The sequence below is a fragment of the Kosakonia sp. YIM B13588 genome, assembly GCF_042788165.1.
Lineage (GTDB): Bacteria > Pseudomonadota > Gammaproteobacteria > Enterobacterales > Enterobacteriaceae > Kosakonia > Kosakonia sacchari.
On record NZ_JBHZPO010000006.1, the window covers coordinates 43,852 to 68,910 of the forward strand.

The window sequence follows — 25,059 nt, forward strand, 5'->3', positions numbered from 1 at the left end:
ATGGGGCTATAGCTCAGCTGGGAGAGCGCTTGCATGGCATGCAAGAGGTCAGCGGTTCGATCCCGCTTAGCTCCACCAAATTCCGCACCCAACGGAATTGGCGCGTTAAGGCATATTGTGGGGCTATAGCTCAGCTGGGAGAGCGCTTGCATGGCATGCAAGAGGTCAGCGGTTCGATCCCGCTTAGCTCCACCAAAATTCAAACCCTCGCGTTTACGCGGGGGTTTTTGTTTTATCTTCCTCTTTTATTCAATTCTTTCTGCTATACCTAAATAAGCATACGTCCGGTAAGGCGACAGTTATGCGCGGTATTCGAGCCGCTGATAGCTTGATTCGCTCTATGAATAAATCTATCATCTCGGCGACTCTTTTTTGACCAGTTGGGAGCATTTAATTAACGCTGATGAAATACAGTAAATACAGTGCGGTAAGAAAATTCTTCCTCGCGTTAATTTTATGCCTGCTGGCTATTCCGGTTTCACGATTTATTTCTCCACTCACTCTTGTTGATGCCAGTGAAGTTTATCTTGCCTGGTTACCGTTGAGTGCAATGCTGGCAATACTTCTATTATTTGGCCGGCATGGAATATTACCGATTATCATTGGGTTTGCTCTGGTAAATGAGGTTTTTTTTCAGCTTCCCCTCGCTGAAGCATCGATGCTTTTATTTTGCCAATTATTTTCGGTGTTGCTGATCTGCGGTATTGTTCGCTGGCAGCTGGGCTCTCGCTGGCGTCATGGGCTGCCAAATAAAGATATGGGCGTGCGTATCCTGTGGTTAGGCTTTATTGCTCCTGTCGGAATAAAAGCATCGATGTATATTGTTGGGGCCTGGTTTAACTATCCGGTTAATTTATCGAATTTTTTCGGTCCCGGATCGGTTATTTATTCTATTGTTGACATCCAGAGCCTGATTTGCGCCGCACTCATTTTTGCCATGGTTTTTTATTATCCTTTGCGGATGATTCTTAATCCCCGCTTTGCCCGGGCCTTATGGTTGAGAAGTTTTAAACCATGTTTCTCCAGGAAAAATAGAGCCTTTACGTTGTGTTGGCTTATTTCGCTTGCTGCGCTTGTTATTATTTTGTGCGCTCCATATAAAAGTGATTATATTGCGGGTTATTTGGTGCCGGTTATTTTTATTTTATTCACCTTTGGCATCAGCAGGTTAAGTTCTACGCTCATTTCATTAAGTTGGGGCGTTTCGGCGTTTCTGTTACTGGCGTACAACGATAATTTTCTTCATGGCGTGCGTTCCGATTACTCGCTGGCATTTGTAATGTCGGTCCTTATCAGCTTTACCATCTGCATACTTTATATGACGCGTGTTTTTAACCGCAGCGAATGGCTGAAAGGGCGTTGGGAAAAACAGGCCATGAGCGATCCATTAACAGGCCTGCCCAACCTGCGCGCACTGGAGCTGCAGATGGCGCAGCAGCCAAATGGTATCGTGTGCTGTCTGCATATGAAAAACCTCGAATTCCTCAGCCGCCATTTCGGCATGATGATGCGTGTACATGTGAAACGCAGTGTGACTTGTGAGCTTCAGCCTTTGCTACAGGATGGGGAACGCTTTTTCCAGCTTCCCGGCAGTGAGCTTTTATTGTTACTTGATGGGCCAGAAATCCTGGCGCGTTTGCATCATATGCTGGATTACCTGAACAGTCGCCGTATTTACTGGAACAATGCCGTTCTGGATATTGAGTTTGGTGCTTCCTGGGGGGAACTGCAGGGCTCGGGTGAAGAGCTGCATCAGACGTTGGGCCAGTTGAGTTGGCTTTCAGAACAGGCATGTGCGGAGCACCGGGTACTGGCGCTGACAAACAGCCTGCAAGTGGTTACCGATCAAACCACGGAGCGAGTGTTACAGCTGAACAAAGTGAAACGTGCGCTCAGCGAAAATGGCATAGTTCTCTATGGGCAGCCGATCGTGAATGCCGAAGGGGACGGTTACCAGGAAGTCCTCACGCGGCTGGTTGTTGATGGCGAATTCATTACGCCAGATCTTTTTATTCCCGTTATTGCCCAGTTCAATCTTGGCGCACGGTTTGATATGCAGGTTATAGAGTGCCTGCTCCAGTGGATGCAGGCGCACCCGCAGCCCGGCGATTCGGCGCGTTTTTCGGTGAATTTAATGCCACTCACCCTGATGCAAAAAGAGTTCGCCTCGCAGTTTCTGGCACTTTTTGCACGCTATGCGGTATTGCCGCAGCAGGTGATCATCGAGATAACGGAAGAGCAGGCTTTCTCCAATTCGGAAATCAGTATCCAGAATATTAAGCAGTTGCGAAAGGCGGGATTCAAAATCGCGATTGATGATTTTGGTACCGGCTATGCCAACTTTGAACGATTGAAAGGGCTCCAGGCCGATATCATCAAAATCGACGGCTGTTTTGTCCGGGATATTTTGCAGGACAAGCAGGATGCAATGATTGTCAAAGCGATATGCGAACTGGCGAAGGCCAAATCGCTGACTGTGGTTGCGGAGTATGTGGAGAACGAAGCGCAACGCGAATTGTTGCTGAATGCTGGCGTCGATTACTTGCAGGGTTATTTGCTGGGTAAACCGCAGCCGCTGGCAAACGCCAAATAAAAAAACCGGGGAAATCCCCGGTTTTTTTAGCCTATGACAATCAAATAACCAGCGCAGCGATAGCCGCAGACAGCACGCTCACCAGCGTGGAGCCATACACCAGTTTCAGACCGAAACGGGAAACCACGTTACCTTGTTCTTCATTCAGGCCTTTGATTGCACCGGCGATAATGCCGATAGACGAGAAGTTCGCGAAGGAGACGAGGAACACGGACAGGATGCCTTCTGAACGCGGAGAGAGGTTCGCCGCGATTTTCTGCAGATCCATCATCGCCACAAATTCGTTAGAAACCAGTTTGGTCGCCATGATACTGGCAACCTGCAGCGCTTCGTGAGCCGGCACGCCCAGCACCCAGGCAATCGGGTAGAAAATGTAGCCCAGAATTCCCTGGAAGGAGATACCCAGTACGGCGGCAAACAGTGCGTTCAGGCCAGAAATGAGGGCGATAAAACCAATCAGCATTGCCGCAACAATAATGGCAACTTTGAAGCCCGCCAGAATATATTCACCCAGCATTTCAAAGAAGCTCTGGCCTTCGTGCAGCTTCGCCATTTGCAGGTTTTCTTCACTCTCATCCACGCGGTACGGGTTGAGAAGCGACAGCACAATAAAGGTACTGAACATGTTCAGCACCAGCGCCGCAACAACATATTTCGGCTGGAGCATGGTCATGTACGCGCCGACGATGGACATCGAAACAGTCGACATTGCGGTCGCTGCCATGGTGTACATGCGGTTGCGAGACATTTTGCCGAGAATGTCTTTGTAAGCGATGAAGTTTTCAGACTGGCCCAGAATCAGGGAGCTGACAGCGTTAAACGACTCCAGTTTGCCCATGCCGTTCACTTTGGACAGCACCGTACCGATGGCGCGGATAATGATCGGCAGCACACGAATGTGTTGCAAAATACCAATCAGAGCAGAAATGAAGACAATCGGGCACAGCACTTTCAGGAAGAAGAACGCCAGACCTTCATCATTCATTTTACCGAAGACGAAGTTGGTACCTTCGTTGGCGAAACCGAGCAGTTTTTCGAACATCTCGGAGAAGCCTTTAACGAAGCCAAGGCCAATATCAGAGTTCAGGAAGAACCAGGCCAGTAAAACTTCAATCACCAGCAGTTGAATAACAAAACGAATGCGGATCTTCTTGCGATCGCTGCTTACGAGCAGGGCAAGCAGCGCCACAACAGCAAGCGCCAGGACAAAGTGCAAAACGCGGGACATATTTGCTCCAAATATGAGACGGGTAGGAATTTCGTGCACATTCTATGTAACAAGGCAAAAGAAAACGAGATCAAACACACACTATATTAATGACCTGTGACCAGACTCAAAATTAGTGATCCAACATACATTTCTGTTATGTTAAGTAAAAGCGTGAAAAGTTGCGTCATACTGCTAGACTCTTAACATAACGCTGCGGCAAATGCTGTTGCCGCCGTCACCATCCTTGACATTCAACCCTTCTATTGTTTCTGGCTATCAGAGAAATCAGGTAAACCCATTTAAATGAACTTGATAATCATTCTCATTTTGGTAGCATAAAACATAGCAAAGGCTATATTTAGGGGCAATAAATGAACAGTAGTCGCGTTGAGAATAGTAATGGGCGTGCAGCGCGCAAATTACGGTTTGCCTTAATGGGACCGGCGTTTATTGCTGCTATCGGTTATATCGATCCGGGCAACTTCGCTACCAATATTCAGGCGGGCGCCAGTTTTGGCTATCAACTGCTGTGGGTGGTGGTCTGGGCCAATATCATGGCGATGTTGATCCAGCTGCTTTCCGCCAAACTGGGGATTGCCACCGGGAAGAACCTTGCAGAGCAGATCCGCGATCACTATCCGCGCCCGCTGGTGTGGTTCTACTGGGTTCAGGCAGAAATTATCGCCATGGCAACCGATCTGGCAGAGTTTATCGGTGCCGCCATCGGGTTTAAGCTCATCCTCGGCGTTTCGTTACTGCAAGGTGCGGTGCTCACTGGTGTGGCGACGTTCTTGATTTTGATGTTACAGCGGCGAGGGCAAAAACCGCTGGAGAAAGTAATAGGCGGCCTGCTGCTGTTTGTCGCTGCGGCTTATATTGTCGAGCTGGTTTTTTCCCAGCCGAAGCTCGCTCAACTGGCGCAAGGCATTGCGATCCCGAGTTTGCCGAGTAGCGAAGCGGTGTTCCTGGCGGCTGGCGTCCTGGGCGCGACCATTATGCCGCACGTTATTTACCTGCACTCGTCTCTGACACAGCATCTGCACCAGGGTACTCAGCGCGAGCGTTATTCCGCCACAAAATGGGATGTAGGCATCGCCATGACTATCGCCGGGTTTGTGAATCTGGCGATGATGGCGACAGCGGCAGCGGCGTTCCATTTTAATGGTCACACCGGCGTCGCCGATCTCGACCAGGCGTACCTGACGCTGGAGCCGTTATTAAGCCATGCGGCAGCGACCATTTTTGGTCTTAGCCTGGTAGCAGCGGGGCTCTCTTCTACGGTGGTGGGGACGCTGGCCGGGCAGGTAGTGATGCAGGGGTTTGTGCGTTTTCATATTCCCTTGTGGGTGCGGCGCACCATCACCATGATGCCGTCGTTTATTGTTATCTGGCTGGGGCTGGATCCGACGAGGATCCTGGTGATGAGTCAGGTACTGCTCAGTTTCGGTATCGCGCTGGCGCTGGTGCCGCTGCTGATTTTCACCAGTAACCGCAAATTAATGGGCGAGTTAGTCAACACGACATTCATTAAACGGGTTGGTTGGGTGATTGTGGTGCTGGTGGTCAGTTTGAATGGCTGGCTGTTAATCGGCAGTGCGGCAGGCCTGTAAATCGCATGAGAAAAAGGAGCGCTTGCGCTCCTTTTTTTGAATTAGTGGTGGTGTCCCCGGCCACGATGATCGTCGCGGTCGCGCCAGCCTTCCCGGTAACCGCGTTCATACGCGTTCTGTTTGTCCCAGCCGCGATGCCAGCCGCGGTCGTGTTTGTGCCAACGGTTGCCGCGCCACTCATAGTTGCGGCCCCAGTAGTCACGGTCGCGCCAGCGGCCGCCGTCCCAGTAATTACCGTAATTATCGCGATCGCCAATTTGTAATTTTACAGATGGCAACAGGGTGATTTCGCCAGCATTTGCGACCAGCGGCGCAGAAGCCATTAACACAGCTGCCAGAATCAGTGACCTGAACATACTCTTCTCCTTCACGATCGGGCCGAAACGGCCTGTTACAACAATATTACGGGGCGGCCAAACCCCGTATTATTGGCGGAACTCCTAAATCATGAATGGCAGCATTTTTTGCTAAATTTGCTGTTATTTTGCGCCACTGAGAATGGCGTCGATCTCGTCACTTTCAGTCGTTGTGAAGTGGCGGTTTGCCAGCATGCCGACTGCATCGTCAAGCTGGCTCGTTTTACTGGCACCAATCAGCACCGAGGTGACACGATCGTTGCGCAGCACCCAGGCCAGTGCCATCTGCGATAACTTCTGTCCGCGCCGTTCCGCCAGCGCATTCAGCGCGCGAACGGTCGTCAGCTTTTCGTCCGTAATTTGCTCCGGATTGAGAAAGCGGCTGCCGCTGGCGGCGCGGGAATCGGGTGGAATGCCGTGCAGATAACGCTCGGTCAGTTGCCCGCCTGCCAGCGGTGAAAACGCAATACTGCCGACGCCTTTTTCCTGCAACACATCAAGCAATTCCGCTTCGACCCAGCGTTCAAACATTGAGTATTTCGGCTGGTGGATAAGACACGGTGTTCCGAGGTCATTAAGAATATCGGTAGCTTCGCGCGCCTGTGCCGCCGGATAGTTGGAAAGCCCGACGTACAGGGCTTTGCCCTGGCGCACAATATGGTCCAGTGCGCGCATGGTTTCCTTCAGCGGCGTCTCGGGATCCGGGCGATGGTGATAGAAGATATCAACATACTCCAGACCCATGCGGCGCAAGCTCTGGTCAAGGCTGGAAATCAGGTACTTACGTGAGCCCCAGTCGCCATACGGGCCGTCCCACATGGTATAACCGGCTTTGCTCGAGATAATTAATTCATCGCGGTAGGGCAGGAAATCCTCCTGCAAAATCCGGCCGAAATTGCGCTCTGCGGAGCCCGGTGGCGGTCCGTAGTTATTGGCCAGATCAAAATGGGTAATGCCCAGATCAAAGGCATGCCGCAACAACTGGCGGCTGTTTTCCAGCAGCGTGGTATCACCGAAGTTGTGCCACAACCCAAGCGAAATTGCCGGAAGTTTTAACCCGCTGTCGCCGCAGCGATGGTAGTGCATCTTTTCATAGCGTGCGGGATCGGCCAGATAAACCATGCGGTTGCTCCTTTTTATCAGCGTAGCGTTAGTGTATACGTTTACATTCGCTGAGCTTACACCGTCAGGTGCCGTAAAGCTTGCTTGCCACTTCCTCTCTGACGCGTATCCTGGACTCTCATCACAGTTCTCCAATACTCAGATAAGTGTCAGTATTTGGAGATGTAACGCAATGCAAAACGATTATTCAGTTGCCGACTATCTACTGGACAGGCTTGCCGGCTGCGGCATTCATCATCTTTTCGGCGTACCCGGCGACTACAATCTGCAGTTTCTCGATCACGTTATCCAGCACCCGGCGGTGCATTGGGTGGGCTGCGCCAATGAACTGAATGCTGCTTATGCCGCCGATGGTTACGGGCGTTGCCAGGGCGCGGGCGCGCTGCTGACCACCTTTGGCGTGGGAGAGTTGAGCGCGATTAACGGTGTGGCCGGCAGCTTTGCGGAATATGTTCCGGTGTTGCACATCGTGGGCGCGCCCTGTCGCAGCGTACAGCAACGCGGTGAAATTCTGCACCACACACTGGGAGACGGTGATTTCAGCCATTTCTGGCGCATGTATGAACCTGTTAGCGCCGCACTGGCGGTATTAACAGCAGAAAACGCCTGCTATGAGATTGATCGCGTGATCCGCACGATGCTCAGTGAATCCCGCCCCGGTTACCTGATGTTACCCGCCGACGTGGCAAAAATGGCAGCAACGCCGCCTGTAAACGTTATCACTCCCGCACCGCTTCAGGCTAACGAAGCGCGTCTGGAGAGTTTTCGCCGCCGTGTACAGGCAATGCTCAGCGAAAGCCCGCGCGTTGCGCTGCTGGCGGATTTTCTTGCTCACCGCTTTGGTGTACAGAAAATATTGCAGTGCTGGATGAAGGATTCGCCCATCCCGCACGCCACATTGTTAATGGGGAAAGGCTTGTTTGATGAAACGCAGCCTGGGTTTGTCGGCACTTACAGCGGTGCTGCAAGCCCGCCGCAGGTGCGTGAAGCGATCGAGAGTGCCGATGCGGTAATGTGTGTCGGCGTGCGTTTTACGGACACCATCACCGCCGGGTTTACTCAGCAACTGCCCGTGGAACGTACGATTGATATCCAGCCCTTTGCGGCGCGGGTAGGGGAAGAGTGGTTCAGCGGGATTGCAATGCAGGACGCGGTGAATACACTGATTTCGGTCTGTCGCAATAACCCACGCTGCGTGCTCGATCCTGTTCCAGAGCCTTCCGATAATTCCCCGCATCACTCCGGCACATTGAATCAGCATACATTCTGGCAAATACTGCAGGCTTTTATTCGCCCCGGTGATATTTTACTGGCCGATCAGGGAACCGCCGCCTTTGGCGCGGCGTCTTTGCGCCTGCCTGCCGAGATTGACATGCTGACGCAGCCGCTGTGGGGATCGATTGGTTATTGCCTGCCCGCCGCGTTCGGCGCACAAACCGCCTGCCCGGAGCGGCGGGTCATTTTGCTTAGTGGCGACGGCGCAGCGCAGCTCACTATTCAGGAGCTGGGGTCCATACTGCGTGACGGGCAGCGACCAATCATTTTGTTGCTCAATAATGATGGTTATACGGTGGAGCGGGCGATCCACGGTGCGCACCAGCGTTATAACGATATTGCGCGCTGGAACTGGACACATATTCCGCATGCGCTCAGCCATGACTGCCAGGCCGAATGCTGGCGCGTTAGCGAAACGGTGCAACTGGCGGAAGCACTGGAAGCCGCCTCGCATCATCACCGGCTTGCGCTGATTGAAGTGATGTTGCCGCAAGCCGATTTGCCGGATCTGCTGCGTGATGTCACCCATGCGCTGGAAACGCGTAACAGTGAGTAGTTACTTACTGCGCCGGGGGACAATCATCATCGGTTTTCCGGCCAGCACTAACCAGGCGGGCAGGATCACGATACACAGCAGCGGCAACAAGGTGGTGTCCGGTACGACGACGGCCGCCAGGAACAGGCTCAACCAGCCATCGCGTGTTACAACCAATACCAGCCCTAATACGGCACAGGAAACGGTGACCGCAGCCGGAACAGCATCGACATGTTCATGCAGCATTAAGCCTAAAGCCACCCCGACAAACACCGCCGGAAATATACGCCCACCGCGAAAACCGCAGGCGGCGGCAATCACCAGCGCGGCGAGCTTCACCAGGGCAAATAGCAGGTAATCGGTTACGGTATAGGTATGTGCAAACGCCAGTTGCTGCATCTCATCCAGCCCCTTAAATAGGGTAACGTGGCCGCCAGTCATACCCAGAAGACCAAGCAAAAAGCCGCCCATTCCCAACGTCAGCACCGGGTTATTCAGGCGATGCATGAAGTGATGCAGACGCGGCAAACACCAGACAGCCACCATTCCCAGCGCAATGGCGAACAGCGTCACGACCGCGCCGCTAAAAATATCAACTATATGCATCTGCGGATAATGGGGAATGGGCAGCGTGAAATGTGGTTGCGAAAAGAGGCTGGTGGTTAATGCGCCTGCTGCCGCAGCCATTAACGGCGCGAACAGGCGATCCCACAGCGGCACGTCCTCACTGGCCTTCAGGGTTTGCGAGAAAATAAGCGCCGCCGCCACAGGCGTGCCAAACAGCGCACCGAGCGTGCCGGCGGAGGCAAGGATTGTCCAGTCCAGCGGCGCAACGCGCGGGAAAATGCGCGCACCAAGTGCAACGGCAAGGGCGATATTCAGCACCATCACCGGTTGTTCGGGGCCAAGGCTTACGCCGCCTGCCAGACCGAGGATCAGCGCCAGTGCCAGCCCCGGCAGCGCGTTGACGGCAACTGGCGAACCAATCAGCGGCACCGTCGCCGGATCCGGCCCGCCATGACCGGCGCTGAAACGGATCACCAGGCCAACAGCAACGCCGGTGAGCGTCAACACGACCAGTATCCACCAGGGGGAATCCGGTGAGATGCCGAGCCGCCACGGCACGCCGCTCCACAACACGGTTTGCAGCAGGGCAGCGATTTTCATCACCAGCGCTAAGATCAGACTCGACGCAACACCAATAGTGAGCGCAGGCAGCGCCAGTAAGAGCAGCGTTCTCGCACGCGGATGGAGCATCTTTTTATCCTTGTAACGAAGCCTGGCAACGGAGGATGCAACCGGGCTGAAACCTTTAAGGTAATCTGTGATGAAGATCGATAATCCTGGGGCACTCATGATATGGTCGTTGTCGTTACAGCGCCTTGAATTTACAGTGTGCCAAAGATTTATTCTGACTTTAGCGGAGCCGTAAAAGAATGACAAAGTATGCTTTAGTGGGAGACGTGGGTGGCACGAACGCGCGCTTAGCGTTGTGTGATGTCGATAGCGGTGACATCTCCCGGGCCAAAACCTACTCCGGCCTCGATTATCCAAGCCTGGAAGACGTGGTGCGTGTTTATCTGAAAGAGCACGACGTCAAGGTAGAAGATGGCTGTATCGCCATCGCTTGCCCGATAACCGGTGACTGGGTGGCAATGACCAACCACACTTGGGCGTTTTCGATTGCCGAAATGAAGAAAAACCTCGGTTTCGCCCATCTGGAAATCATTAATGATTTCACCGCCGTATCAATGGCGATCCCGATGCTCAAAGCCGAACACTTAATCCAGTTTGGCGGTTTGGCGCCGGTTGAAGGTAAACCGATCGCCGTTTACGGCGCAGGCACCGGGCTTGGCGTTTCGCATCTGGTGCATGTGGATAAGCGCTGGGTGAGTTTGCCGGGCGAAGGCGGCCATGTTGATTTCGCGCCAAACAGCGAAGAAGAGGGGATTATTCTCGAAGAGTTACGCGCGGAAATCGGCCACGTTTCCGCTGAACGCGTGCTCTCCGGTCCCGGTCTCGTTAATCTCTATCGCGCAATCGTCAAATCAGATGGCCGCCTGCCGGAAAATCTGCAACCGAAAGATGTGACTGAACGCGCACTGGAAGACAGCTGCATTGACTGCCGTCGCGCGTTGTCACTATTTTGCGTCATTATGGGGCGTTTTGGCGGCAACCTCGCGCTCAATCTCGGCACTTTCGGCGGCGTGTACATTGCCGGTGGTATTGTGCCGCGCTTCCTCGATTTCTTTACCGCTTCCGGTTTTCGCGGCGGTTTCGAGGACAAAGGGCGCTTTAAATCCTACGTCCAGGATATCCCGGTATTTCTGATCGTGCATGATAACCCGGGCCTGTTGGGTTCTGGCGCGCATCTGCGCCAGACGCTGGGTTACGTGCTTTAAAGATTCATTAACTGACGAAACTCTTTAACTTTGCTGCGGCTGACGGGCACCTGAAACTCCAGGTCTCGCAGCCGCAAAATATAGGTGTTGTTAAACCAGGGTTCAATCTCGCGGATTTTATCCAGGTTGACGCAGTAAGAGCGGTGGCAGCGAAAGAAGTGCGCCGCCGGCAGTTTGCTGCAAAACTCGGTGATGTTCATCGGCATCACATAAGATTCCCGCTTCGTATAGACAAACGTCATCTTCTCATGCGCTTCCGCATAATAAATATCATGAATACTGGTGACGATAATGCGCTCGTCTTTCACCAGATTAATGGTCGCGTTTTCCCGTGGCTGCGGGCTGGCTACCGGGCCTGATTGCTGCTGCCAGGCCGTTTCCAGTTTTTGCAGCATGCTGATGATGCGTGACTCCTGGTACGGTTTCAGGATGTAGTCGAACGCTTCCAGTTCAAATGCCTCCACCGCATGCTCTTTCCAGGCAGTAATAAAGACGATAAACGGCTTATGGGCGAACTGGCTGATATTCTGCGCCAGCAAAACGCCATCCAGAGAAGGGATATTAATATCAAGAAAAATGGCGTCGACTTTGTTGTGCTGTAAATACTTCAGCACGTCGAGACCATCGTCAAAGGTGCCGACAATTTCCATCTGGCTATGGGCTTTAATAAGCCAGCTCAGCTCCTGTTGCGCCAGGATCTCATCTTCAACAATGATGACTTTCATACAGCTCTCCTGTTAAGGCAACAATGCGGCAGGCGACGGCTGGCGCTGAACAAAGAACGCGATCTCCGTGCCCGGCGTTAAACGGCGGATATGCAACCCTTCGCCATATAGCAATTTCACGCGCTGGTGAACATTCAGCAGGCCAATCTTGTTGCCGGGCATCTCATCGGCTTCAACGCGGGCAATCATCTGCGGATCGATGCCGTTGCCCGTATCGCGCACCGCGATACGCACGCGGTTGCCGCACTCTTCCACACTGATGGTGACCACGCCTTTGCCTTTACACGGCTGAATGCCATGCACAATCGCATTTTCAACCAGAGGCTGGATCAGCAGGCTCGGGATCACACAACTGACCTCTTCATCAATGTCATAAATCACCGTCAACTTATCGCCAAAACGAGCCTGCTCAATGGCGATATAGTCTTTGATTTGATAGAGCTCTTTTTTGATATCAATGAGTTCATCATCTTTTAATTCAATGTTATAGCGCAGATAACGCGACAAATTGAAAATGAGCTGCCGGGCAGTGTCCGGATTCAGGCGAATCGACGACGAGATAGCGTTCAGGGCGTTAAACAGGAAATGCGGGTTGATCTTACTTTGCAGAGCGCGCAGTTCCGCTTTATTTGCCATCTCCCGCAGCTGTTCGGCACGGGAAACTTCCAGTTGTGTCGAGATAATCTGCGATAAGCCAACGGCCATATCCTGTAATGAGGAGGTGATCTGGTGCGCGTGGCAGTAATAGATCTTCAGCGTGCCGGTCACGATGCCCTGTTCACGCAGCGGGATCACCAGCATTGAGTGGATTTCGGGCGTGCGGTGGGCTTCATCATTGTTTTTAATGATAATTTCGCCGGTGTTCATCGCCTGGTGAGTGGTTGGACTGATAATATCGTCGCTGTCGCGGTAATTATTTTCCCCGACACCAACGTAAGCCAGCACGTGGTCGGTATTGGTGATAGCCACGGCATCGGCGTTGATATCCCGACGAATAATGTCACAGACTTTCCGCAAGGATTCGCTATTCACATTGCGGAAAAGTGGCAGTGTTTTATTGGCAATATCCAGTGCCAGCTTCGCCTGACGACCGGCAATCGCCTCTTTTTCCCCTTCCACGCTTTGCACCAGCAGCACAATAAAGCCGATGCAGACGCTGCCGAGGATCATCGGCACACCAATTTTGGACACAATATCGAGGCCGAGCGCGGTAGTCGGCGCCCACAGCACCACCAGCGTCATGGTCAGGCTTTCGCAAATCATGCCGCCGATGATGCCCACCCGCCAGTGCTGCGCTTTGGGCACTTTGCGGTTAATCATCCCGGACATCACGCCGGCAATAATGCTGGTAATAAAACAGGGGATCGCCGTCACGCCGCCAATATCAATCAGATAGCGGTGCATCCCGGCAATCACGCCGGTGATAATGCCGACCCACGGGCCGAACAAAATCCCGCCGGACATCACCGCGATGATACGCACGTTAACCAGCGAGCCTTCCACCGGTACGCCGGACCAGGTGCTGAACAGGGCAAACATTGAGAAGATGGCCGTCACGCCCAGCAGCTCTTTTGGCGAGTGCGCCGTTTTATGCAGCAGTTCGCGGAACAGGCGGATGCGGATCAAGAAAAAAAGGCAGATCAGCATGAGCGCCGCTCGGTCAAAAACGGCCAGCAGCATGTCGAATATTTCGTGCACGGGGGACTCATATGAATAGCGTCAAAAAGCTATGATAAAAAACCCCGGCGCAGATGACCAGCCGCAGTATTCATTCGCTGAATGAGGAAAGACCACTTTTCCAAAAGGGGATTGAAAAGAGTCGAAAGAAGAGACGCTAAGCTGCGCTAACTGGTGATTTTTTAAGGTAATTTTATCTTTATTTTATTGTTAAAATATATGATGGATTTTTCTATAAGAGGATAGTTTCGCTTTCTCTTTCCTAAATTAAACTTCCTCTTTTATGGCGTTGCGTTATTTTTGCGCTTACCTCTCGACAGCGAGATTTTTTTCGGGCTATGTTCTAAGCACGCCGCAAATGCGGCGACGTCGCTCGGACGGTCCGGGCGCTAACGTTACTCCGAGGAATCTATGGCTGACTTCAGTCCTGAACGTCGTTTTACGCGTATCGATCGTCTCCCCCCGTATGTTTTTAATATCACCGCTGAACTGAAAATGGCTGCGCGACGCCGCGGCGAAGACATTATAGATTTCAGTATGGGCAACCCGGATGGCGCGACGCCGCCGCATATCGTTGAGAAACTCTGTACTGTCGCGCAACGCCCGGATACGCACGGTTACTCCACGTCGCGCGGCATTCCGCGCCTGCGCCGGGCGATTTCCCGCTGGTATCAGGATCGTTATCAAGTGGATATCGATCCGGAAACCGAAGCGATTGTCACCATTGGTTCGAAAGAAGGGCTGGCGCATCTGATGTTGGCGACGCTGGATCACGGTGATACCGTGCTGGTGCCGAACCCGAGTTACCCGATTCATATTTACGGTGCGGTGATTGCGGGAGCGCAGGTGCGTTCTGTGCCGCTGGTGGAAGGTGTCGATTTCTTTAATGAACTGGAGCGCGCCATCCGCGAAAGCTACCCGAAGCCGAAGATGATGATTCTAGGCTTCCCGTCTAACCCGACGGCGCAGTGCGTTGAACTGGAGTTCTTCGAGAAAGTGGTCGCGCTGGCAAAACGCTACGATGTGCTGGTGGTTCACGATCTGGCCTACGCCGACATTGTCTTTGACGGCTGGAAAGCACCGTCGATTATGCAAGTGCCGGGCGCACGCGATGTCGCTGTTGAGTTCTTCACCCTGTCGAAAAGTTACAATATGGCGGGCTGGCGTATCGGCTTTATGGTCGGTAATTCGGTGCTGGTCAACGCGCTGGCACGTATCAAAAGTTATCACGATTACGGCACCTTCACGCCGCTACAGGTGGCAGCGATCGCCGCGCTGGAAGGGGATCAGCAGTGTGTGCGCGATATTGCCGCTCAATATAAACGCCGTCGCGATGTGCTGGTAAAAGGGTTGCATGAAGCGGGCTGGATGGTCGAAATGCCGAAAGCGTCAATGTACGTGTGGGCGAAAATTCCGGAACCGTACGCGGCGATGGGCTCGCTGGAGTTTGCCAAAAAACTGCTGCAAGAGGCGAAAGTGTGCGTCTCTCCGGGCATCGGCTTTGGTGACTATGGCGATACGCATGTACGCTTCGCGCTGATCGAGAACCGCGATCGTATCCGCCAGGCGGTACGCGGCATTAAAGCGATGTTCCGCGCCGATGGGTTACTGCCGGCAGCGCAAAAGAGCGCGGCAGAAGATCTGGAACCATAACTGTGCCTTGCCCGCCTGATTCGTTGGCGGGCAAAACAAAAAAGGAGCCTTTTGGCTCCTTTTTTGTACAGCACGATATGCTCAGGTTAGATCATCAGGGCGAATGTGCCGGCCCACACAATAACCATCACCGAAATGCCCATAAAGAAATATTTCACGTTCATCGCTCCGCACACCTAAGTATGCATTCATGACCATTCAGGACTGAGTATAGAGAGGTGAAACTACGCCACATCGAAAATGAGAATTATCTCTATTTCGGCCACAGCTCCATCTCAGAATTTCGGGTGAATTCCTCACCAAACGGGGCTAATGTACGCTTAATTTTTAGGCCTTACAAGAGCCTTTTTTCTATTTAATTTTAGTAACTTACATTGTGTCGGGCTTTGGCGACACAATACTTTCACTGCTAAATAAATTGCTATTGAGCGACGAAAAAAATGGCCTGCTGAAACGGTTCATTTCCGCTTGAATAATAAGGCTAATTTTTTGAAGCGGGTCACAGCATCTGCAATTCTTTCGGAAAAATGCGCCGCCGTGTTTCTGCGATGCGATGCATAAAAAAGTGAATGGGAGGGGAAAATAATCCTGCGGCGAAAAATCCCGCTGAGGGAAGAGACGCTGGGAAAATTGTTGAAGAGCCCTGGCATATCATCAAAGCCGTGAGCTTCCCGGCTGATGAGTGCCGCCTGTTGCACATCAAAGAGCACAATTCCTGCCTGCTTGTTCGCCCGTACATGGCCAACCTCACAAATTGTCTCCCATGCCAGCCTGCTTTTCCCGTGTAGGCGTTAGCGTTTCTAGCGTTGTTTCGGCTCCTGATCGTTTGCGTCAGCAAAAGCGTGATTGCTGGCGCACTATAATAAAATTGTATCTTTTCTGTTAAATCCTGCCTTGCGCGTAATTGTATAGGCAAGTATATATGTTTACACATCAGGACATGTCCTCAGGAGAGAACACCGATGCCGCACATCCTCATCCGCCAGCAGACTTTCCGCGCCCACAGCGGTACGGAACGTGATGCGAAAAGCTGGCTCACCGAAGCGCCGTTGCGCATGCTGCTGAATAACCCTGATCCCGATATTGCCGAAAACCCGAACGCGCGAGTGTTGTGTGGCGACATTGGTCGCAGCCATCTTGATTCTGGTTCGGTGGCAAGCCAGAACCGTGAAACCGAAGCGATGCATAACGGTTCTGACGTCGTATCCAACTGGCCGTTGCTTAACGCCGCCAGCGGCGCGACCTGTGCCTCGCGATATCATGGCGGTAGCGTGCGAATGGTTTTTTCCCGGCATGCAGGGATGGTGATCGTTTGTGGTGACACAGATGAAGCGGCGGCACACATTGCGCACGTGCTGCACAACGATCCGGCTACCGGTGTGATTCATCACGCTGACGCCGGGTATGAGATTGCGATTGAGTGCGCCGCAGCGCAGGCGCTCAATCTTCCGATGGTTGCTGCAATGCAGGAGCAGGGCAAAGCATGAAAAATTTCACCCTTATTCCGGGCCAACTCACCCTCGCGCAGTTGCGCGAAATCTACAGCCAGCCTCTTCATCTGTCGCTGGATGATGGCGCGTTTGCGGCCATTAATGAGAGCGTTGCCTGCGTCAACACGATTATGACGGAAGGCCGCACCGCCTATGGCATCAACACGGGCTTCGGTTTGCTGGCGCAGACGCGTATCGCGACGGAAGATCTGGAGAATTTGCAACGCTCGCTGGTGCTCTCTCACGCGGCAGGCGTTGGCGAGCCGCTGGATGATGCGCTGGTTCGCTTAATTATGGTGCTGAAGATCAACAGTCTGGCGCGCGGTTTTTCCGGCATTCGCTTGCAGGTGATCCAGATGCTGGTGGCAATGGTTAACGCGGAGGTTTATCCGTGGATCCCGGCGAAAGGTTCGGTGGGTGCATCCGGTGATCTCGCACCGCTGGCACATATGTCGCTGACGCTGCTTGGCGAAGGCAAAGCGCGCTGGCAGGGTGAATGGTTACCGGCGAGTGAAGCGCTGAAAAATGCCGGCCTTGAGCCGATCACGCTGGCGGCAAAAGAGGGGCTGGCGCTGCTGAACGGTACGCAAACGTCGACCGCATTTGCTTTGCGCGGCCTGTTTGAAGCCGAAGATCTGTTCGCTTCTGCTGTGGTTTGCGGTGCGTTGACCACTGAGGCGGCGCTCGGTTCGCGTCGTCCCTTTGATGCGCGTATTCATGACGTTCGCGGCCAACGCGGACAGATTGACGCGGCGGCGTTATATCGTCATCTATTAACCGATGACAGCGCCATTTCTCAGTCTCACCACAACTGCAATAAAGTGCAGGATCCTTATTCCCTGCGCTGCCAGCCGCAGGTGATGGGCGCATGTCTGACGCAACTGCGTTTTGCCGCAGAAGTGCTGCTAACCGAAGCGAATGCGGTTTCCGATAACCCGCTGGTTTTCGCCGCTGAAAATGAAGTGATCTCCGGGGGAAATTTCCACGCTGAACCGGTGGCGATGGCGGCAGACAACATTGCGCTGGCGATTGCCGAGATAGGCTCGCTTGCGGAGCGCCGTATCGCCCTGCTGATGGACAGCCATATGTCGCAACTGCCGCCGTTCCTTGTGAAAAACGGCGGTGTTAACTCCGGCTTTATGATTGCTCAGGTCACCGCAGCGGCGCTGGCAAGCGAAAACAAAGCGCTTTCACATCCGCATAGCGTGGACAGTTTGCCGACCTCGGCAAACCAGGAAGATCACGTCTCGATGGCACCGGCCGCCGGGCGTCGTCTGTGGGAAATGGCGGCAAATACGCGTGGCGTCATTGCTGTCGAGTGGCTGGCCGCTTGCCAGGGGCTGGATATGCGCGAAGGCTTAACCAGCAGCCCGTTGCTGGAACAGGCGCGCCATCTGCTGCGTGAACAGGTTGCGCATTATGAGAAAGACCGTTATTTCGCGCCCGATATTGAACGTGCGATTGCGTTACTGGCGGAGCGCCATCTGACGACATTGCTGCCGGGAATAGTGTCTTGCTGAATGAAGCGAGGGGCATTGCTGGTCATTCGAATATGACGGGTTCTGCCTGTGAAATGAAATCATTTTTTGCTGTTATAAAACGTAAGATGCCCCTGTAATCCAGCCGAGTGTTTTGTTATCCGGGGCAGGCGTCATGCCAGTAATGAGTTAAGTATTAAGCGGTGGCTGGAAATACAGGTGCAAATTCACGGGAATGAATCCCGTCATGAAGGGATGCTTGCGCATCCCTTTTAGTGTTAACGGGGCAGTCGTTGTCGGCTCCAGTCAAGCGCGGTATTGATCAGGGAAGTCAGTAGCTGGCGGAACGCTTCACTCTTCTCTTCGGAGAAAGCAAAGCTCGTTTCATCCATATAGCAACACTGCGCCACTTCCAGTTGTATCGCATGGATGTTCTGTTGCGGTGCGCCGTAATGCCGGGTGATATAGCCGCCTTTGAAGCGACCGTTGAGCACTTTCGTGTAGTGCGGAAATGCCTCACTGCACGCCAGTAATGCGGTGCTCAGTTCCGGTGCGCAGCTTGCGCCATCGGCAGTGCCGAAGTTCAGATCCGGCAGTTTGCCGTCAAACAAACGCGGAACCACCGATTTGATGGAGTGCGCATCCCACAGGAGCGCGTAGCCGAACGTGTCGCGTAACCGCGCCAGTTCCTGCGCCAGCGCCTGGTGATAGGGCTGCCACACAGTATGCAAAATAGCAGCTTTCGTGGCGTCATCCGGCGCTTTACCCGCTTCGAACAGCGGCTCGCCGTCAAAAAAGGTGTCCGGGAACAGGCCGGTAGTCGCGGTGCTGTATAACGGTTTGTCATCTGCCGGGCGGTTTAAATCCACCACATAGCGGGAATAATTAGCGCTCAGCACGCTGGCGCCAAGTTCACGAATCGGCTGATACAGCAGCGGGATATGCCAGTCCGTATCCTCCAGACGTCGTGCTCGCGCAGTGAGGCTGCTGGCAATTTCCGGCGTCAATTGCGTGCCGGGATGGGGCATGCTGACCAAAAGCGGCAGCCGCCCCTGATGTAATTCGAATGCGTTAGTCATGCCAGACTTCCTCCCCCTGATAGATAACCTGTTTTGACAGCGTTCCTCCCAGCCAGTAGCTGAGTTCTGCCGGATGCGACACATCCCACGCGACAAAGCTGGCCTCTTTACCCGCCTGGAGCGTGCCGCAACGTTCGCTGATGCCTAATGCGCGGGCGGCATGACAAGTCACTCCCGCCAGCGCTTCTTCAGGCGTCAGACGGAACAACGTGCAGGCCATGTTCATCATCAGGCGCAGCGACAACACGGGCGACGTACCGGGGTTCAGATCGCTGGAAATCGCCATCGGCACCTGGTGCTGACGCAGCAGCGCTACCGGTGGCTGCTGGCTCTCGCGTAAGAAGTAATAAGCACCCGGCAGCAGAACGGCAGTGGTGCCGTGCTGCGCCATCAGTACGATATCTTCTTCGCACAAATACTCGAGGTGATCGGCGGAAAGCGCATTGTAGCGGGCAGCCAGCCCTGCGCCGTGCAGCAGAGAAAGCTGTTCGGCATGCAGTTTTACCGGTAAGCCAAGTTGCTGCGCTTTACGGAAAACCTGTTCCACCTGCTGCGGTGAAAAGGCCAGATGTTCACAAAAAGCATCGACCGCATCGACCAGCCCTTGCGCGTGCCAGGCGGGTAGCCAGTGCTGGCAAATCTCATCGATATAGTCGTCAGCGCGCCCCTGATACTCGCCCGGCAATGCATGCGCTGCCAGGCAGGTGCTGAAGAGAGTAAGCGGCATTTCTGCGCCAAGCGCGCGGATCACCTGCAACATTTTGCTTTCATCGGCAAAGCTGAGGCCATAACCGGATTTGATCTCAAGCGCGGTAACGCCGTCTTTACGCAGCGCGTTAATGCGCTTGCGGGCGCTTTCCAGCAGTTGTTGCTGGCTGGCGTTGCGGGTGGCATTGACGGTACTGATAATGCCGCCGCCTGCGGCGGCGATTTCCGCGTAGCTCGCACCGTTGAGTCGCATCTCAAACTCCTGGCTGCGATCGCCGCCAAACACGCTATGGCTATGGCAATCGATCAACCCGGGTGTAACCAGCCGTCCTTGCAAATCCACTTCACGATCGACCTCATCGTCTGGCTGCGTTCCCTCTTCGCCCAGCCATGAAATCTGCGGCCCGTCGGTGATCAGCGCACCGTGAGGGATCAGGTTGTATTTGCCCGCTTCCATTGTGGCAATCTGACAGTGACGCCATAAAATGCGCATCCGCGTTCTCCCGTCATGGTTCGGCGCAGCACTCGCCGCGCCGCCAGTTTTACTTTGCAATCATTGGTAAGTTGAGGCCGTGCTCTTTGGCACAGGCGACAGCTGAATCATAGCCTGCGTCAGCATGGCGCATCACACCCGTCGCCGGATCGTTATGCAGTACGCGGGCAATACGCTCTGCCGCTTCATCCGTACCATCACAGACGATAACCATCCCCGAATGCTGCGAGAAGCCCATGCCGACGCCTCCGCCGTGGTGAAGAGAAACCCAGGTTGCGCCGCTGGCGGTATTGAGCAAGGCGTTCAGCAAAGGCCAGTCAGAAACCGCATCGGAGCCATCTTTCATCGCTTCGGTTTCGCGGTTCGGGCTGGCAACGGAGCCGGAGTCCAGGTGATCGCGGCCAATGACAATCGGCGCGGAGACTTCGCCGCGACGCACCATTTCGTTAAACGCCAGCCCCAGACGTGCGCGCTGCCCAAGACCAACCCAGCAGATACGCGCAGGTAAGCCCTGGAAACTGATGCGCTCTTTCGCCATATCCAGCCAGCGGTGCAGATGCGCATCATCCGCGATCAGTTCTTTTACCTTTTCATCGGTGCGATAGATATCTTCCGCATCGCCGGAGAGTGCGGCCCAGCGGAATGGCCCGATACCGCGACAGAACAGCGGGCGAATATAGGCGGGCACAAAACCCGGGAAATCGAAGGCGTTGCTGACGCCCATCTCTTTCGCCATCTGACGAATATTGTTGCCATAGTCGAAGGTCGGAATGCCCTGCTGCTGGAAGGCGAGCATTGCTTTAACGTGCTCGGCCATGGAAGCTTTCGCCGCCTGAGTCACCACGGCCGGTTCACTTTTCGCACGTTCGCGATACGCTTCCCACTGCCAGCCAATCGGCAAATAGCCGTTCAGCGGATCGTGGGCGCTGGTTTGATCGGTCACGATATCCGGACGAACACCGCGTTTAACCAGCTCCGGTAAGACTTCCGCTGCATTACCGTGCAGCGCCACAGAGATGGCTTTGCCTTCGCGGGTGTAACGTTCAATACGCGCCAGCGCATCGTCCAGATCCGTTGCCTGCTCATCCACATAACCGGTACGCAGGCGGAAATCGATGCGGGATTGCTGACACTCAATGTTCAGCGAGCAGGCGCCCGCCAGCGTGGCGGCCAGCGGCTGTGCGCCGCCCATACCACCCAGACCGGCGGTCAGCACCCAGCGGCCGACCAGCGAACCGTCATAGTGCTGGCGACCCGCTTCGACGAAGGTTTCATACGTGCCCTGAACGATCCCCTGGCTACCGATATAGATCCAGGAGCCGGCGGTCATCTGGCCGTACATCTCCAGCCCTTTAGCGTCCAGCTCGTTAAAGTGCTCCCAGTTAGCCCAGTGGGGAACCAGGTTGGAGTTGGCGATCAGGACGCGCGGTGCGTTGATGTGGGTTTTAAACACGCCGACCGGTTTACCGGACTGCACCAGCAGCGTTTCGTCATCGTTGAGCTGCTTTAGCGCTTCAACCATTTTGTCAAAGCACTCCCAGTTACGCGCTGCCCGTCCAATTCCTCCATAGACCACCAGCTCTTTCGGGTTTTCCGCGACCTCGGGATCAAGGTTGTTCATCAGCATGCGCAGCGGCGCTTCGGTCAGCCAGCTTTTCGCATTCAGTGTCGTGCCGCGTGGCGCTCTGATCTCAACATCACGATAACGGGATAATTCACTACTCATGTGGTTTACCTTCTTTGTTTGATAGCGGAATACATGCTTACTGACGTTGCGATGCTGTTGTATACGTCTTGTATATACATGATAAGCACATATGGTGCCACTTTAATCGAATTATTTATTTTACATACAAAACAATGCGTTGTTATTGATGTGTTTTTTCCTGGTACTGAAGGAAAGGGTTTTGATGCACTTTCCTGCACTCTTATTGTGCCAGGTGGCGCTGAAATGCTCGTTTTTAGTGCGTGTCTGCGCTGTTTTAAAGCGAGCTGACTGGGAAAATAAGCAGGATTAATCCGTTCTGTTACGCTGATTTTATTAACGAAATTTTTATATATTTTTGTTTTTATTTGATTTTATTTAAATCACGAATGTTGCGATTACGTTATGGCACATGGCTTGCTAGTTGTACATACAAGGATATACAAAAAGTATTTTTGCATTGCCGTCACAACGGGATGGCAAACGATAACCATAAGGCGTAACGATGATTACTTTCAACAATGTGACCAAGCATTACCGCGACGGTACCGTCGTGGTCGATGGCCTGAACCTTGTCGCGCCAGGAGGCAAAATTACTGTGCTGGTGGGGCCGTCGGGTTGCGGAAAAACCACCTCATTACGCATGATCAACCGGCTGGTGGAACCCTCTTCCGGGACGATTTTGCTCAATGGCGAATCCACCGCTCAGATGGATGTTGTGCAGCTGCGCCGCCGTATTGGTTACGTGATCCAGAATGCCGGGTTGTTCCTGCATAAAAACATCATCGATAACATCGCCACTACCGCCATCCTCAATGGGGCGGCGAAAAGCAAAGCCAGGGCCAGAGCAGCGGAATTACTGGAAGTGGTCGGCCTGGCACCGCAACTGGCGAAACGCTATCCGTGGCAACTCTCCGGCGGCCAACAGCAGCGCGTCGGCGTGGCGCGTGCGCTGGCTGCCGACCCGGAGTTTATGCTGATGGATGAACCCTTCAGCGCCGTTGACCCTGTGGTGTGTGAACAGTTGCAGGACGAGTTTCTGCGCATTCAGAAAGAGGTCAGCAAGACCATTATTATGGTCACGCACGATATTGATGAAGCAATGAAACTGGGTGATTGTGTCGCGGTGCTGAAACCTGGCGGCAAGCTGGCGCAACTGGCGACGCCGGGCGAACTGCTGAATGCGCCGCAGAGCGAATTTGTTGCCGATTTCATTGGCCGCGACCGCGGTTATCGCAAACTCAGTTTCCACACTTCCGCACCGCTGACGGCGTTGCGGGCAGAACCGGCTATCGAAATGGGCGCGACACTTGCGCAGGCACGAAATATCAGCACACAACGTTGGCTGCTGGTGACGCAACAGGGCAAAGCTTGCGGCTGGTTTGACACGCATCAGCAGGTAACGGTGATAGCGCCGGAAAATGTGAACCTTGGTGCGACGTTTTCTCCGCAGGGCGGCACGCTGCGCCAGTTGCTGGATTCGGCGCTCAGTTCTCCCTGCCATCGCGCCGTGGTGGTCGATGAACAGCTTGCCCCGTTGGGATCGCTGGCGCTGGAAAATGTGCTGGATGCCTGCAAGTCGCTGACGCAGGAGGCACTATGAGATTTGACTGGCTGTGGGGGCAAAGCGACAGGATCCTCAGCTTGCTGCTCTGGCACTGCTATTTGTCGATTACGCCGATCCTGATCGGCCTGCTGCTGGCGATCCCGGTGGGTTGGGCGGTGAACAACCTGCCAAAAGTGAAAGGTATCATTCTGAACCTGTTCGGCCTGCTGTACACCATTCCTTCGCTGGCGCTGTTCGTCCTGTTGCCGCCGTTGCTGAATACGCAAATTCTCGACCCAATTAACGTGGTCGTGGCGCTGACTATCTACAGCTTTGCGCTGCTGGTCAGAACCGTGTGCGACGGGCTGGATTCCGTAGCCGAAGATACCCGCCAGTCGGCTTTTGCGCTGGGGTACAAACCGCTACAGCAATTTTTGCAGATCGACCTGCCGCTCGCCGTGCCGGTGATCGGCTCCGGGCTGCGCGTAGCCGTAGTTTCGAATGTCAGCATTGTGTCGGTTGCCGCGCTGATTGGCGCACCACAGTTAGGTTCGCTGTTTACCCAGGGGTTTCAGCTTCAGTTCCTCACCCCGATTATCGCCGGGATTGTGCTGTGCATCGCGCTGGCCTTCATTCTCGATTGGCTGGTGGTGGCGATAACCCGCTCTTTAAGTCGCTGGCAACCGCAAAGGGGATAACTGATGAGTGAATGGTTTTTCGATCTCAGCCACTGGTACGGCGATGACGGCATTGTGCCGCTGCTGTTGCAGCATATCGGTTACAGCGCGGCAGCGCTGGCGATTGCCGTCGCCATTGCGTTTCCGGTCGGCTGCTACACCGGCCATACCGGGAAGGGGGAGGCGCTGCTGATTGGCACCACCAACGCCCTGCGTTCGCTGCCCTCTTTTGGTCTGATTATTTTGCTGGTGATCCTGATGGCGGGTTATTTCGAATCGGATTTGGCCTTTGTTTTGCCCTGCATCATCGTGCTGGTAGTGCTGGCGCTGCCGCCCGTGGCGCTGGGTGTACATGCGGGTATCCGTTCTGTCGATCCCAGCGTGCATGACGCAGCAAAAGGGATTGGTCTGACACCGCTTCAGGTGCTGTTGCAGGTTGAGTTGCCCTGTGCAATGCCGCTGATCCTCTCCGGGATCCGCAGTGCCGCGCTGCAAATTGTCTCCACTGCGACCATTGCGGCATACGTTTCACTCGGCGGCCTGGGGCGATTGATTATCGACGGGCGTGCCGCCAACGACTTTGCGCAGATGACAGCCGGGGCCCTCCTCGTCGCGCTGCTGGCATTGATCATTGATCTCTTTTTTTCGCTTTCAGGGAAAGTCGTGGTTTCACCGGGCATCACCCGGAAAACCAAAAACCAGTGATGTTGAGTCCTTTAATTACA

The 25,059-nt window shown here is 54.0% G+C and carries 21 protein-coding genes and 2 tRNA genes; 12 read left to right on the forward strand and 11 right to left on the reverse strand.

The window, feature by feature from the left end; genetic code table 11:
* Positions 1 to 2 precede the first annotated feature (2 nt).
* From ACFX4U_RS12225 to ACFX4U_RS12235, 3 genes are all read left to right on the forward strand, one after another.
* Positions 3 to 78 (forward strand) — tRNA-Ala (locus tag ACFX4U_RS12225).
* Positions 79 to 119: 41 nt separating this feature from the next.
* Positions 120 to 195, forward strand: a tRNA-Ala gene (locus tag ACFX4U_RS12230).
* Between the two features lie 208 nt (positions 196 to 403).
* Positions 404 to 2,593, forward strand: coding sequence for an EAL domain-containing protein (locus ACFX4U_RS12235; RefSeq protein ID WP_313508552.1), 2,190 nt, complete (start codon positions 404 to 406; stop codon positions 2,591 to 2,593).
* Between the two features lie 40 nt (positions 2,594 to 2,633).
* Here the strand turns inward: ACFX4U_RS12235 and ACFX4U_RS12240 are convergent, their stop codons facing one another.
* Positions 2,634 to 3,821: a NupC/NupG family nucleoside CNT transporter gene (locus ACFX4U_RS12240; RefSeq protein ID WP_017458673.1), complete on the reverse strand. Its 1,188-nt coding sequence runs from the start codon at positions 3,819 to 3,821 to the stop codon at positions 2,634 to 2,636.
* Positions 3,822 to 4,174: 353 nt separating this feature from the next.
* On the opposite strand from ACFX4U_RS12240, the gene ACFX4U_RS12245 reads away from it, so the two are divergent.
* Positions 4,175 to 5,413: an Nramp family divalent metal transporter gene (locus tag ACFX4U_RS12245; protein ID WP_305735411.1), complete on the forward strand. Its 1,239-nt coding sequence runs from the start codon at positions 4,175 to 4,177 to the stop codon at positions 5,411 to 5,413.
* Positions 5,414 to 5,454: 41 nt separating this feature from the next.
* Here the strand turns inward: ACFX4U_RS12245 and ACFX4U_RS12250 are convergent, their stop codons facing one another.
* Both ACFX4U_RS12250 and mgrA read right to left on the reverse strand, forming a co-directional pair.
* A complete protein-coding gene (locus ACFX4U_RS12250) occupies positions 5,455 to 5,769 on the reverse strand; it encodes a DUF2502 domain-containing protein (protein ID WP_200550276.1) in 315 nt (104 codons plus the stop codon).
* A 123-nt stretch (positions 5,770 to 5,892) separates the two neighbouring features.
* Positions 5,893 to 6,891 (reverse strand): L-glyceraldehyde 3-phosphate reductase, encoded by a 999-nt coding sequence (gene mgrA / locus ACFX4U_RS12255; protein WP_313508555.1) that lies wholly within the window; start codon positions 6,889 to 6,891, stop codon positions 5,893 to 5,895.
* 172 nt (positions 6,892 to 7,063) lie between these two features.
* On the opposite strand from mgrA, the gene ACFX4U_RS12260 reads away from it, so the two are divergent.
* Complete coding sequence (locus ACFX4U_RS12260; RefSeq protein WP_313508558.1) at positions 7,064 to 8,722, forward strand: thiamine pyrophosphate-binding protein; 1,659 nt, start codon at positions 7,064 to 7,066, stop codon at positions 8,720 to 8,722.
* On the opposite strand, the gene ACFX4U_RS12265 is transcribed toward ACFX4U_RS12260, so the two are convergent.
* Positions 8,723 to 9,958, reverse strand: coding sequence for an ion channel protein (locus ACFX4U_RS12265; protein WP_305735414.1), 1,236 nt, complete (start codon positions 9,956 to 9,958; stop codon positions 8,723 to 8,725).
* Positions 9,959 to 10,137: 179 nt separating this feature from the next.
* Between ACFX4U_RS12265 and glk the strand changes: the two genes are divergently transcribed.
* Positions 10,138 to 11,103 (forward strand): glucokinase, encoded by a 966-nt coding sequence (gene glk / locus ACFX4U_RS12270; RefSeq protein WP_305735415.1) that lies wholly within the window; start codon positions 10,138 to 10,140, stop codon positions 11,101 to 11,103.
* Here the strand turns inward: glk and ACFX4U_RS12275 are convergent.
* Together ACFX4U_RS12275 and ACFX4U_RS12280 are read right to left on the reverse strand one after the other, a co-directional pair.
* Complete coding sequence (locus tag ACFX4U_RS12275; RefSeq protein WP_020454597.1) at positions 11,100 to 11,828, reverse strand: LytTR family DNA-binding domain-containing protein; 729 nt, start codon at positions 11,826 to 11,828, stop codon at positions 11,100 to 11,102. The genes glk and ACFX4U_RS12275 overlap by 4 nt on opposite strands.
* 12 nt (positions 11,829 to 11,840) lie before the next feature.
* Positions 11,841 to 13,526 carry a sensor histidine kinase gene (locus ACFX4U_RS12280; protein WP_313508562.1) on the reverse strand — a complete coding sequence of 562 codons (1,686 nt, stop codon included), beginning with the start codon at positions 13,524 to 13,526 and terminating at the stop codon, positions 11,841 to 11,843.
* Positions 13,527 to 13,916: 390 nt separating this feature from the next.
* Between ACFX4U_RS12280 and alaC the strand changes: the two genes are divergently transcribed.
* Positions 13,917 to 15,158 (forward strand): alanine transaminase, encoded by a 1,242-nt coding sequence (gene alaC / locus ACFX4U_RS12285; protein WP_313508564.1) that lies wholly within the window; start codon positions 13,917 to 13,919, stop codon positions 15,156 to 15,158.
* 86 nt (positions 15,159 to 15,244) lie between these two features.
* Here the strand turns inward: alaC and ypdK are convergent, their stop codons facing one another.
* Positions 15,245 to 15,316, reverse strand: coding sequence for a membrane protein YpdK (gene ypdK / locus ACFX4U_RS12290; protein ID WP_099458783.1), 72 nt, complete (start codon positions 15,314 to 15,316; stop codon positions 15,245 to 15,247).
* Between the two features lie 300 nt (positions 15,317 to 15,616).
* Positions 15,617 to 15,868 carry a hypothetical protein gene (locus ACFX4U_RS12295; protein ID WP_313508628.1) on the reverse strand — a complete coding sequence of 84 codons (252 nt, stop codon included), beginning with the start codon at positions 15,866 to 15,868 and terminating at the stop codon, positions 15,617 to 15,619.
* A gap of 252 nt (positions 15,869 to 16,120) precedes the next feature.
* Between ACFX4U_RS12295 and ACFX4U_RS12300 the strand changes: the two genes are divergently transcribed.
* Together ACFX4U_RS12300 and hutH are read left to right on the forward strand one after the other, a co-directional pair.
* The gene (locus ACFX4U_RS12300) at positions 16,121 to 16,645 is read left to right on the forward strand and encodes a hypothetical protein (RefSeq protein WP_313508566.1); all 525 of its coding nucleotides are present in this window, start codon (positions 16,121 to 16,123) and stop codon (positions 16,643 to 16,645) included.
* Positions 16,642 to 18,168 carry a histidine ammonia-lyase gene (gene hutH, locus ACFX4U_RS12305; protein ID WP_313508568.1) on the forward strand — a complete coding sequence of 509 codons (1,527 nt, stop codon included), beginning with the start codon at positions 16,642 to 16,644 and terminating at the stop codon, positions 18,166 to 18,168. Before ACFX4U_RS12300 ends, hutH begins: the two co-directional genes overlap by 4 nt.
* Before the next feature lie 236 nt (positions 18,169 to 18,404).
* Here hutH and hutG read toward each other — a convergent pair whose 3' ends face one another.
* The 3 genes from hutG to hutU are packed head-to-tail and all read right to left on the reverse strand — an operon-like array spanning position 18,405 to position 22,132.
* Positions 18,405 to 19,205, reverse strand: a complete 801-nt coding sequence (gene hutG, locus ACFX4U_RS12310; protein WP_313508571.1) for an N-formylglutamate deformylase — start codon at positions 19,203 to 19,205, stop codon at positions 18,405 to 18,407.
* Positions 19,198 to 20,406 carry an imidazolonepropionase gene (gene hutI / locus ACFX4U_RS12315; RefSeq protein WP_313508574.1) on the reverse strand — a complete coding sequence of 403 codons (1,209 nt, stop codon included), beginning with the start codon at positions 20,404 to 20,406 and terminating at the stop codon, positions 19,198 to 19,200. Before hutI ends, hutG begins: the two co-directional genes overlap by 8 nt.
* A gap of 49 nt (positions 20,407 to 20,455) precedes the next feature.
* Entirely contained in the window at positions 20,456 to 22,132 is a 1,677-nt protein-coding gene (hutU, locus tag ACFX4U_RS12320; protein ID WP_313508575.1) for a urocanate hydratase, read from the reverse strand.
* Positions 22,133 to 22,616: 484 nt separating this feature from the next.
* Here hutU and ACFX4U_RS12325 point away from each other — a divergent pair, with 484 nt between their 5' ends.
* The 3 genes from ACFX4U_RS12325 to ACFX4U_RS12335 are packed head-to-tail and all read left to right on the forward strand — an operon-like array spanning position 22,617 to position 25,039.
* A complete protein-coding gene (locus ACFX4U_RS12325) occupies positions 22,617 to 23,714 on the forward strand; it encodes an ATP-binding cassette domain-containing protein (protein WP_313508577.1) in 1,098 nt (365 codons plus the stop codon).
* Entirely contained in the window at positions 23,711 to 24,355 is a 645-nt protein-coding gene (locus ACFX4U_RS12330) for an ABC transporter permease (protein WP_305735423.1), read from the forward strand. The genes ACFX4U_RS12325 and ACFX4U_RS12330 overlap by 4 nt, the downstream gene beginning before the upstream one ends.
* A 3-nt stretch (positions 24,356 to 24,358) precedes the next feature.
* The gene (locus tag ACFX4U_RS12335; protein ID WP_305735424.1) at positions 24,359 to 25,039 is read left to right on the forward strand and encodes an ABC transporter permease; all 681 of its coding nucleotides are present in this window, start codon (positions 24,359 to 24,361) and stop codon (positions 25,037 to 25,039) included.
* Positions 25,040 to 25,059 lie beyond the last annotated feature (20 nt).

Bases quoted from the DNA above. Each gene is read 5' to 3' on its own strand.
- ACFX4U_RS12235 (WP_313508552.1), top strand. From the start codon at position 404: ATGAAATACAGTAAATACAGTGCGGTAAGAAAATTCTTCCTCGCGTTA.
- ACFX4U_RS12240 (WP_017458673.1), bottom strand. From the start codon at position 3,821: ATGTCCCGCGTTTTGCACTTTGTCCTGGCGCTTGCTGTTGTGGCGCTG.
- ACFX4U_RS12245 (WP_305735411.1), top strand. From the start codon at position 4,175: ATGAACAGTAGTCGCGTTGAGAATAGTAATGGGCGTGCAGCGCGCAAA.
- ACFX4U_RS12250 (WP_200550276.1), bottom strand. From the start codon at position 5,769: ATGTTCAGGTCACTGATTCTGGCAGCTGTGTTAATGGCTTCTGCGCCG.
- mgrA (WP_313508555.1), bottom strand. From the start codon at position 6,891: ATGGTTTATCTGGCCGATCCCGCACGCTATGAAAAGATGCACTACCAT.
- ACFX4U_RS12260 (WP_313508558.1), top strand. From the start codon at position 7,064: ATGCAAAACGATTATTCAGTTGCCGACTATCTACTGGACAGGCTTGCC.
- ACFX4U_RS12265 (WP_305735414.1), bottom strand. From the start codon at position 9,958: ATGCTCCATCCGCGTGCGAGAACGCTGCTCTTACTGGCGCTGCCTGCG.
- glk (WP_305735415.1), top strand. From the start codon at position 10,138: ATGACAAAGTATGCTTTAGTGGGAGACGTGGGTGGCACGAACGCGCGC.
- ACFX4U_RS12275 (WP_020454597.1), bottom strand. From the start codon at position 11,828: ATGAAAGTCATCATTGTTGAAGATGAGATCCTGGCGCAACAGGAGCTG.
- alaC (WP_313508564.1), top strand. From the start codon at position 13,917: ATGGCTGACTTCAGTCCTGAACGTCGTTTTACGCGTATCGATCGTCTC.
- ACFX4U_RS12300 (WP_313508566.1), top strand. From the start codon at position 16,121: ATGCCGCACATCCTCATCCGCCAGCAGACTTTCCGCGCCCACAGCGGT.
- hutH (WP_313508568.1), top strand. From the start codon at position 16,642: ATGAAAAATTTCACCCTTATTCCGGGCCAACTCACCCTCGCGCAGTTG.
- hutG (WP_313508571.1), bottom strand. From the start codon at position 19,205: ATGACTAACGCATTCGAATTACATCAGGGGCGGCTGCCGCTTTTGGTC.
- hutI (WP_313508574.1), bottom strand. From the start codon at position 20,406: ATGCGCATTTTATGGCGTCACTGTCAGATTGCCACAATGGAAGCGGGC.
- hutU (WP_313508575.1), bottom strand. From the start codon at position 22,132: ATGAGTAGTGAATTATCCCGTTATCGTGATGTTGAGATCAGAGCGCCA.
- ACFX4U_RS12325 (WP_313508577.1), top strand. From the start codon at position 22,617: ATGATTACTTTCAACAATGTGACCAAGCATTACCGCGACGGTACCGTC.
- ACFX4U_RS12330 (WP_305735423.1), top strand. From the start codon at position 23,711: ATGAGATTTGACTGGCTGTGGGGGCAAAGCGACAGGATCCTCAGCTTG.
- ACFX4U_RS12335 (WP_305735424.1), top strand. From the start codon at position 24,359: ATGAGTGAATGGTTTTTCGATCTCAGCCACTGGTACGGCGATGACGGC.